This is a genomic window from Enterobacter sp. EGD-HP1 (assembly GCF_000733275.2).
Classification (GTDB): domain Bacteria; phylum Pseudomonadota; class Gammaproteobacteria; order Enterobacterales; family Enterobacteriaceae; genus Enterobacter.
In genome coordinates this window covers 242,514-251,136 of record NZ_AVOP01000036.1, presented here as the reverse complement: position 1 = coordinate 251,136, position 8,623 = coordinate 242,514, and the positions used below count along the sequence as shown (strand labels likewise).

General features: G+C 62.2%; 7 protein-coding genes. All 7 read left to right on the top strand.

Features of this window, described 5'->3' with window-relative positions:
- A partial coding sequence (locus N037_RS22420) for an aldehyde dehydrogenase family protein (protein ID WP_032643622.1) occupies positions 1–648 on the top strand: 648 nt, incomplete at its 5' end.
- Positions 649–659: 11 nt separating this feature from the next.
- On the top strand, positions 660–2,585 hold the full coding sequence (gene iolD / locus N037_RS22415) for a 3D-(3,5/4)-trihydroxycyclohexane-1,2-dione acylhydrolase (decyclizing) (RefSeq protein ID WP_032643620.1): 1,926 nt from the start codon (positions 660–662) through the stop codon (positions 2,583–2,585).
- A 300-nt stretch (positions 2,586–2,885) separates the two neighbouring features.
- A complete protein-coding gene (gene iolG / locus N037_RS22410; protein ID WP_032643618.1) occupies positions 2,886–3,872 on the top strand; it encodes an inositol 2-dehydrogenase in 987 nt (328 codons plus the stop codon).
- A 31-nt stretch (positions 3,873–3,903) separates the two neighbouring features.
- Positions 3,904–4,833 carry a sugar ABC transporter substrate-binding protein gene (locus N037_RS22405; RefSeq protein ID WP_021241824.1) on the top strand — a complete coding sequence of 310 codons (930 nt, stop codon included), beginning with the start codon at positions 3,904–3,906 and terminating at the stop codon, positions 4,831–4,833.
- Between the two features lie 48 nt (positions 4,834–4,881).
- On the top strand, positions 4,882–6,429 hold the full coding sequence (locus N037_RS22400) for a sugar ABC transporter ATP-binding protein (protein ID WP_032643615.1): 1,548 nt from the start codon (positions 4,882–4,884) through the stop codon (positions 6,427–6,429).
- An 11-nt stretch (positions 6,430–6,440) separates the two neighbouring features.
- Positions 6,441–7,469, top strand: coding sequence for an ABC transporter permease (locus tag N037_RS22395; protein WP_032643613.1), 1,029 nt, complete (start codon positions 6,441–6,443; stop codon positions 7,467–7,469).
- Positions 7,470–7,477: 8 nt separating this feature from the next.
- Positions 7,478–8,611, top strand: coding sequence for a Gfo/Idh/MocA family protein (locus N037_RS22390; protein WP_032643611.1), 1,134 nt, complete (start codon positions 7,478–7,480; stop codon positions 8,609–8,611).
- Positions 8,612–8,623: the final 12 nt, after the last annotated feature.

Below are 8,623 nucleotides of genomic sequence, written 5' to 3'. Positions count from 1 at the left end.
GGTGCGGGGGGGGGGGAAAAAACCGCCGATGACCTCTGCGCCCGGCTGGAAAAACAGATTGCCGCGCTGCGCGTCGGGCCGGGACTGGACCAGGCGCCGGAAAACGAAATGGGGCCGCTTATCTCCTCCGCGCACCGCAGCAAGGTGCTGGGCTACATCGACAGCGGGGAAGCGCAGGGGGCGAACCTTCGCGTGGACGGCCGCGGCTTCAGCGTGAAGGGGCACGAGCAGGGCTACTTCGTCGGGCCGACGCTGTTCGATAACGTCACCCCGGAGATGACTATCTATAAAGAAGAGATTTTTGGCCCGGTGCTTTCTGTGGTGCGCGTAGCAGATTACGCCAGCGCGGTGGATCTGATTAACCGCCATGAATATGGTAATGGCTCGGCGATCTTCACCCGCGACGGCGGCTGCGCGCGCCGCTTCTGCGAAGAGGTGCAGGCTGGCATGGTGGGCGTTAACGTGCCGATCCCGGTGCCGATGGCGTTCCACAGCTTCGGCGGCTGGAAGCGTTCCATCTTTGGCGCGCTGAACGTCCACGGCAGCGACGGCGTGCGCTTCTACACCCGAATGAAAACCATCACCGCGCGCTGGCCAGAAATGCAGCAGGAGACAGGCGCTGCGTTCTCCATGCCAACGCTGGGCTGACAGGAGGTTTTATGCAAACCGAACGTATGACCATGGCCCAGGCGCTGGTCCGGTTCCTTAATCAACAGTACGTCAGCGTGGACGGCAACGAAACGCCCTTCGTGGAGGGCGTCGCCACCATTTTTGGTCACGGCAACGTGCTGGGTATCGGCCAGGCGCTGGAGCAGGACCCCGGTCATCTGCACATCATGCAGGGGTGTAACGAGCAGGGTATCGCCCACATGGCGACGGGATTCGCCAAACAGCACCGTCGTCAGCGCATTTTTGCCGTCACCTCCTCCGTCGGGCCGGGCGCCGCCAATATGGTGACCGCCGCGGCCACCGCCACGGCGAACCGCATTCCGCTGCTATTGCTGCCGGGCGATATCTACGCCAGCCGCCAGCCGGACCCGGTGCTGCAGCAGATCGAGCAGTATCACGACCTCAGCATCAGCACCAACGACTGCTTCCGCCCGGTCTCCCGCTACTGGGACCGCATTAACCGCCCCGAGCAGCTGATGAGCGCCATGCTAAGCGCGATGCGAACGCTTACTGACCCCGCGAATACCGGGGCGGTGACCATTTGCCTGCCGCAGGACGTGCAGGGAGAGGCATGGGACTACCCGCTAAGCTTCTTCGCGCGTCGCGTGCACCACATCGAGCGTCGTCCGCCCGATCCGCAGCGTCTGGCGCAGGCGCGGGCGCTGATTGCCCGCAAGCGTCGTCCGCTGGTGGTGTGCGGCGGCGGCGTGCGCTATTCCGGCGCGCATGAGGCGTTTCGCGAATTTGTCGAGACGCTGCGGCTGCCGTTTGCCGAAACCCAGGCCGGTAAGGGGGCGCTGGTAAGTGACCACCCACTTAACCTGGGCGGCGTGGGAGTAACGGGCGGTATGGCCGCCAACCAGCTCGCGCCGCAGGCTGACCTGGTGATTGGTATCGGCACGCGCCTGACCGACTTTACCACCGGCTCCAAGGCGCTCTTTTCCCATCCGGACGTTGAGTTTCTGCTGCTGAACGTGGCCGAGTTTGACGCCCTGAAGCTGGACGCGACCGCGCTGGTTGCCGATGCCCAAACCGGGCTGCAGGCCTTGACCCACGCGCTCGGGGATTATCGCAGCGGCTGGGGAGAGGCGATCGGCGAGGCGAAGTCCGCCTGGCGCGACGAGTGCCGCCGCCTGTGGGATCGCCAGTGGCGTCCTGACGACGCGCCCGAGGTGGCGGGACACCTGGACGCGCAGCTGGCGGAATACGGCGAGACGCTCAACACCCGCCTGACCCAGACGCGGGTGCTGGGGCTGATCAACCAGCATATTGAAGATAACGCCATCGTGGTGGGCGCGGCCGGTTCGCTGCCGGGGGATTTACAGCGTCTCTGGCAGGTCAAAACGCCGGACAGCTATCACCTGGAGTACGGCTACTCCTGCATGGGCTACGAGATTGCGGCAGCCATCGGCGCGAAGCTCGCCAGACCCGAACAGCCGGTGTACGCCATGGTGGGGGATGGCTCCTACATGATGCTGCACTCCGAGCTGCAAACCGCCGTTCAGGAGGGCATTAAGGTCACCGTTCTGCTGTTTGATAACGCCAGCTTCGGCTGCATTAACAACCTGCAGATGGGGCACGGCATGGGCAGCTTTGGCACGGAAAACCGTCGGCGCAACCCGGAAACCGGGCGGCTTGACGGGCCGCTGGTGAAGGTCGACTTTGCGCAAAACGCACAAAGCTACGGCTGCCGCGCGTGGCGGGTGAACGATGAGCAAAGCCTGCTGGCGGCGCTTGAGGCCTCACGGACGCATCCGGGCCCGACGCTGCTGGACATCAAGGTGCTGCCGAAGACCATGACCCACGATTACGCCTCGTGGTGGCGAACCGGTGATGCGCAGGTGGCGGCGTCGTCTGCCGTGCGTGAGGCCGCGGAGCAAACGCAGGCGCAGGTGAAAAAAGCCCGGCAGTATTAAGTTTTCCCGCCGTAACGAAATTTTCATTTCATTTCCCCTCACCCTAACCCTCTCCCCAAAGGGGAGAGGGGATGGTTCGGTGCGGCTTTTTCTCCCTCGCCCCTTTGGGGAGAGGGCCGGGGTGAGGGGCGCTTCTGTACTTCCTCCCATGTTGTGAGATTGATAACAAAATTTATCTCATTCATCTCAAAAGTGTTAACCCACACTCAAAAATATAATTTTCACTATTTATAAAAATGAAATAAATGTTTTATTTATAGGGTCGTTAGTTCACAGCATTCACCAACACCGGGAGCCGTTATGTTTAACATTGCTATACTGGGCGCTGGCCGAATTGGCCAGGTACATGCAGCTAACATCGCCAGCCACGGCGCGACCACGCTCTGGTCCGTGGTTGACCCGAATCAGGAATTTGCCACCCGTCTCGCCTCGCAGTATCAGGCCCGCCAGCAGAGCGTGGATGAGGCGATGACCGACCCTAACGTTCACGCCGTACTGATCGCCTCCGCCACCGATACCCACGCGGATCTGATTGAAATGGCCGCCCGCCACGGCAAGGCCATCTTCTGCGAAAAGCCGGTACACCTTGACCTCGCCCGCGTGCGCGACTGCCTGAAGGTGGTCAAAGAGTATGACGTGCCGCTGTTCATCGGCTTCAACCGCCGCTTTGACCCGCAGTTCCGCCGCGTGAAAACCGACGTGCAGGCCGGGCGCATCGGCAAACCGGAATCGCTGCTGATCATCTCTCGCGACCCGTCTCCGCCGCCTGCGGAGTACGTGCGCGTCTCCGGCGGCATGTTCCGCGATATGACCATTCACGACTTTGACATGGCCCGCTTCATCATGGGCGAAGAGCCGGTGTCGGTGTATGCCTTGGGCAGCAACCTGGTGGATCCGGCGATTGGCGAGGCGGGGGATATCGATACCGCGTTTATCGTTCTGAAATATGCCTCCGGCGCGATGGCAACCATCGTTAACAGCCGCCGCTCTTCGTATGGCTACGACCAGCGCCTGGAGCTGCACGGCTCCGAAGGGCTGCTGTGCGCGGGCAATATTCTTGAAAACCAGGTGCAGCACTACGGCAAACAGGGCTGCACCAGCGCGCTGCCGGAACACTTCTTCCTGCAGCGCTACAAATCCGCTTACGCCGCGGAATGGGAACACTTTGTTGCGGTCCTGCGCGGCGAAGCGGTTCCTGACTGCAGCGGCGATGATGGTGAACGTGCGCTGTACCTTGCGGATAAAGCGCTGGAGTCACTGCGCAGCCAGCGCGAGATCGTCCTCTAAACACAACAACCCTACACAGAGAGACATAATAATGAAAAAACTGATCGTAGCCGCCCTCATCGCCATGACGTCCGGGGCCGCCCTCGCCGAAAACGAGCAAATTGTTTTCAGTACGCCAAACCTGGCCATGCCGTTTGAAGTTCACATGCAGCGCACGGCGGTGAAAGCCGCAAAAGAGATGGGCGTGAAGCTTCAGGTGCTGGACGGGCAGGGCAGCTCGCCGAAGCAGGTGGCTGACCTGGAAAACGCTATCACCCGGGGGGCGCAGGGCTTTATCGTCTCCCCGAACGACGTCAACGCGGTCTCCAGCGCGGTGGATGAAATTCAGGATGCGAAGCTGCCGGTGGTCACCCTTGACCGCTCCGTCGACAGCCAGAAGAAAGTGCCGCACTTTGGCGCCAACAACTACAAGGGCGGCCAGGCGATTGGCGACTTCGTCAAAACCAAATTCCCCAACGGCGCGGAGATCATTCTGCTCACCGGCCAGCCGGGCTCTTCCTCCAATATTGAACGCACCAAAGGGATCCGCGACAGCCTGAAGGCGGGCGGGGATAAGTACAAGATCGTCGCCGATCAGACCGGGAACTGGATGCGTTCGGAAGGGATGCGCATTGTGGAAAGCGTGCTGCCTTCGCTGCCGAAGCGCCCGCAGGTGATCCTCTCCGCCAACGACGATATGGCGCTGGGGGCGATTGAAGCGCTGCAGAGCCAGGGCGTGAAGCCGGGTGAAATCCTCGTGACCGGGTTTGATGCGGTGCCGGAAGCGCTGGCCCGCGTGCGCGACGGCTGGCTGGCGGTGACGGCGGATCAGCGTCCGGGCTTTGCGGTGCAGACGGCGATGAGCCAGCTGGTGGCCAACGTGCGCGAGAAAAAAGCCATCACCGGGGCCGACTACCCGCCGACGCTGATCACCAAAGAAAACCTGCAGCAGGCTGAGCGTATCGGTGAGGCCGGTAACTGATATGTCCCGAGCCGCCTCTGGCGGCTCATCATGAGGAGGAGCAGACCGATGTCGCAACCCTTACTGAAAGTGACCGACCTGGCAAAAAGCTTTTCCGGCGTCTGGGCGCTGAGCAGCGCTCAGCTGACCGTCGGCAGCGGAGAAATTCACGCCCTGCTGGGGGAAAACGGGGCGGGGAAATCCACGCTGCTGAAGGCGCTCGCGGGCGCGCAGCCGCAAACGCGCGGGGATATCTGGTTCAACGGCGAAACGCTGCCGGTGGACGACTCCCCGGTGGCGCGCCAGAACAAGGGCATTATCACCATCTATCAGGAATTCAACCTGCTGCCCAACATGACCGTTGCGGAAAACATGTTTCTCGGGCGCGAACCGCGCAGGCGTAACCTGATCGTCGACGAAAAGGCGGTAAACCAGGAGGCGCAGGTCATTCTCGATTACCTGCAGCTGAACGTTTCGCCGACCACGCCGGTCGCCCGCCTGAGCGTCGCCCAGCAGCAGATGGTGGAGATCGCCCGGGCGCTGACCCTCAACGCCCGGTTAATCATCATGGACGAACCCTCCGCCGCGCTGAGCGACAGCGAGGTGGAAAGCCTGCACCGCGTGGTGCGCGAGCTTAAAAACCGCGGCGTGAGCATTATTTACGTTACCCACCGTCTGCACGAGGTTTTCCAGCTCTGCGATCGCTTTACCGTTTTCCAGGACGGCCGTTTCACCGGCACCGGCGCGGTGGCGGAGACCAACGTCGAACAGCTGATCCGCCTGATGGTCGGACGCGACGTGGCCTTTAACCGTCGCCCCGCCAGCGAAACCCACCATGAGGATAAACCCATACGCCTGGCGGTGAAGGGGCTGAGCCGCGAAAAGCCGCCGCTGGATCCGCACGGCATCGCCCTGCACGACATCAGCTTCCACGTCCACGCCGGGGAAGTTCTGGGTATTGCCGGGCTGGTGGGTGCGGGACGTACCGAAGTAGCCCGCTGCCTGTTTGGCGCAGATGCCTTTACCTCGGGGAGCTTTGAGCTGGACGGCGTGCCGTACCAGCCGCGCGACCCGCTTTATGCCCTCGATCAGGGCGTGGCGCTGGTGCCGGAAGATCGCAAAAAAGAGGGGGCGGTGCTGGGGCTGTCGATTCGCGACAACCTGTCGCTCTCCTGCCTCTCCTCGCTGCTGCAGTGGCGCTGGTTTGTGAACACCCGCAAAGAGGACGATCTGATTGAGTCCTACCGCCAGGCGCTGCAGATCAAAATGGTCAACAGCGCGCAGGAGGTGCGCAAACTCTCCGGCGGCAACCAGCAAAAAGTGATCCTCGCGCGCTGCATGGCGCTCAACCCGCGGGTGCTGATCGTTGATGAGCCGACGCGCGGCATCGACGTGGGGACCAAATCGGAAGTGCACCAGGTGCTGTTTGACATGGCGAAAAAGGGCGTGGCGGTGATCGTGATCTCCTCCGATCTGCCTGAAGTGATGGCGGTGTCTGACCGGATCATCACCCTCAGCGAAGGCCGGGTGACCGGCGTGATCCACGGTGACGACGCTAACGAAGAACGGCTGATGACGATGATGGCCATCAACCACAACGCCCTGAACGCGGCATAACGGAGTTTCTCATGACGCAGATGATTTCTAAAACGCAGGCCCCGGTCAAACGCGCCGGACGCATCGATCCCATCGCCTTCTTCGAGCGCTTCGGGGTGCTGATTTTCATGATCCTGCTGCTGATCTTCTTCCAGTCGCAGAACAGCAACTTTTTCTCTGAACGCAATATTTTCAACATCCTGACCGAAGTGTCCATCTACGGGATCATGGCCGTGGGGATGACCTTCGTCATTCTCACCGCCGGGATCGACCTCTCCGTGGGCTCCATTCTGGCGGTGTGCGCCATGACCGCGGCATACGTAATCAAGGGCGACAACTTCACTACCGTCGACCCGAACGCCTGGGGCGGCATGAGCTGGCTAATCGGGCTGGGGATTTGTCTGGCCATGGGCACGGCGATTGGCTTCCTGCACGGTCTGGGCGTCACCCGCCTGCGCCTGCCGCCGTTTATCGTCACCCTCGGCGGGATGACCATCTGGCGCGGCCTGACGCTGGTGATTAACGACGGTGCGCCGATCGCCGGTTTCGACCCTGGCTACCGTTGGTGGGGACGCGGGGAGCTGATCGGCATCTCTATTCCGATCTGGATCTTCGCCATCGTCGCCGTCGGCGGTTATCTGGCGCTGCATAAAACCCGCTGGGGCCGCTTCGTCTACGCCATCGGCGGCAACCCGGAGGCGGCGCGCCTGGCGGGGGTCAACGTCAAGCGCGTGCTGGTCAGCGTCTACGTGCTGATCGGCTGTCTGGCGGGGCTGGCGGGCTTCATTCTGAGCGCGCGTCTGGGAAGCGCCGAGGCGGTGGCCGGGATCTCCTTTGAACTGCGCGTCATCGCCTCGGTGGTGATTGGCGGCACCTCGCTGATGGGCGGCTACGGGCGCATCGGCGGCACCATTATCGGCTCCATCATCATGGGCATTCTGATTAACGGCCTGGTGCTGATGAACGTCTCGGCCTACTACCAGCAGATTATCACCGGATTAATTATCGTTCTGGCGGTGGCATTCGATACCTATGCCAAAAGCCGTCGCGGCGCACTGTGAGGATCACGATGAAAGAGGTTCGTATTGGATTAATCGGCACCGGGTATATCGGCAAGGCGCACGCTATCGCCTATGCCCAGGCCCCGACGGTGTTCAACCTGCGCGGCAGGCTGGTGCGCGAGATGGTGGCGGAAGTCACGCCGGAGCTGGCGGCAGCGCGCGCGCAGGCGTTTGGCTTCAACCGCTCCACCGGGGACTGGCGTGCGCTGGTGGCCGACCCGGCCATTGACGTGGTGGATATTTGTTCACCCAACCATCTGCATAAAGAGATGGCGCTGGAGGCGATCCGCCACGGCAAGCACGTCTACTCGGAGAAGCCGCTGGCGCTTAACGCCCACGACGCGCGCGAGATGGTCGACGCCGCGAAGCGGGCCGGGGTGAAAACGCTGGTGGGGTTCAACTACATGAAGAACCCGACGGCGCAGCTGGCGAAGGAGATTATCGCCCGCGGCGAGATTGGCGAGGTGATCCACTTCTACGGCACCCACAACGAAGACTATATGGCCGACCCGCTGTCGCCCATTCACTGGCACTGCTTTAAAGAGACCGCCGGGCTGGGCGCGCTGGGCGACCTCGCGGCGCACATCGTCAATATGGCCCAGTACCTGGTGGGGGATATCGAGCAGGTTTGCGGCGACCTGAAGATCGTGGTCCCGGAACGCCCGGCGAAGGCCGGCTCGTCAGGGATGATTGCCGTCGAAAACGAGGATCAGGCCCACGCGATGGTGCGCTTCGCGGGCGGGGCGCAGGGCGTGATTGAAACTTCCCGCGTTGCCTGCGGCCGCAAGATGGGGCTGTCGTACGTCATCACCGGGACGAAAGGCGCCATCAGCTTCACCCAGGAGCGCATGGCCGAGCTGAAGCTCTATCTGCATGACGATCCGGTGAACCGTCAGGGGTTCCGCACGCTGCTCGTCGGCCCGGCGCACCCGGACTACGCCGCGTTCTGCATGGGCGCGGGACACGGGATCGGCTTTAACGATCAAAAAACGGTGGAGGTGCGCGACCTGGTGGACGGGATTGCCGCCGACGCGCCGATGTGGCCGGACTTCGAAGAGGGCTGGAAGGTGTCGCGCGTGCTGGACGCGATCGCGCTCTCGCACCGGGAAGGCCGCTGGCTGAACGTGAACGACATTGTCTGAAGAGGTATCAAC

Bases quoted from the DNA above. Each gene is read 5' to 3' on its own strand.
- N037_RS22405 (WP_021241824.1), top strand. From the start codon at position 3,904: ATGAAAAAACTGATCGTAGCCGCCCTCATCGCCATGACGTCCGGGGCC.
- N037_RS22395 (WP_032643613.1), top strand. From the start codon at position 6,441: ATGACGCAGATGATTTCTAAAACGCAGGCCCCGGTCAAACGCGCCGGA.
- iolD (WP_032643620.1), top strand. From the start codon at position 660: ATGCAAACCGAACGTATGACCATGGCCCAGGCGCTGGTCCGGTTCCTT.
- N037_RS22400 (WP_032643615.1), top strand. From the start codon at position 4,882: ATGTCGCAACCCTTACTGAAAGTGACCGACCTGGCAAAAAGCTTTTCC.
- N037_RS22390 (WP_032643611.1), top strand. From the start codon at position 7,478: ATGAAAGAGGTTCGTATTGGATTAATCGGCACCGGGTATATCGGCAAG.
- iolG (WP_032643618.1), top strand. From the start codon at position 2,886: ATGTTTAACATTGCTATACTGGGCGCTGGCCGAATTGGCCAGGTACAT.